Here is a 999-nt window from a genome sequence, read left to right as displayed (position 1 = left end):
TTATTTGAAGCCGATTGCTACCAATCATTTACCCTTTCTAATCAATCAATTGCCGATTATCAAACTAAAGTATTAAACGATGTTTTTTTAATACCTACTTCTTCGGTGGTACCTACAAACCTAACAGCTTCAAATTTAACATCTAGTTCAGCTCTTATTACATGGGATTCCAGTTCAGGTAATAAGTATGATCTAAGATATCGAGAAATTGGAAATCCTGATTGGATTGATGTGCTAAATCTTTCATCTGCTCCTTATAACTTATCTGGCTTAACAGACTTAACGGACTATGAAGTACAAGTAAGAGCTAATTGTGGAGCCAATAGTTCTTCATATTCAAGTTCAAGCAATTTCACAACTTTACTATTTCAAATAAATTATTGTGATTCAACAAGTAGTAATGCAAATGATGAGTTCATTGGTAGAGTTCAATTAAATACCATTGATAATCTTTCTGGACCGCAATTATATTCAGATTTTACAGGTATTTCTACTACCCTAGAAACAAATTCTCAGTATACAATAACCATTACTCCAACTTGGAGTGGAAGGTCTTACAGAGAGGGGTATGGTGTTTGGATTGATTATAACAATAATGGAGATTTTTCAGACCCAGGCGAAGAGATTTTGATTCAGTCACCTACGCGCGCTACCTCTGTTAGCAGTAGCTTTGTTGTACCATCAAACGCCATTGAACCATCAGTAAGAATGCGAGTGTCAATGAAATACAATGGATCTCCTGGCCCATGTGAATCATTCACTTATGGTGAAGTTGAAGATTACACAATAAATATTCAGGGATTAATAGATACAACAGCTCCCGTTATAACTCTTAATGGGAACAGTATTATTAACCTAAACGTTGGAGATAATTATAACGAAATAGGAGCTACTGCAACCGATAATGTGGATGGGAATATTACTGCCAACATTGTCATTGGTGGCGATATTGTCAATACTAACATCGCTGGATCTTATATCATAACTTACAACGTAAGT

At 35.2% G+C, this 999-nt stretch carries 1 protein-coding gene; it reads left to right on the top strand.

Annotated features, from left to right (window positions below; translation table 11 throughout):
* Positions 1 to 999 (top strand): GEVED domain-containing protein (locus ABD963_RS15040; RefSeq protein WP_345278269.1); only part of this gene is annotated, 999 nt, incomplete at both ends.

Origin of the sequence: Litoribaculum gwangyangense, assembly GCF_039543505.1 — a bacterium.
GTDB classification, from domain to species: Bacteria; Bacteroidota; Bacteroidia; order Flavobacteriales; family Flavobacteriaceae; genus Litoribaculum; species Litoribaculum gwangyangense.
This window is presented reverse-complemented; position numbering and strand designations above follow the sequence as displayed.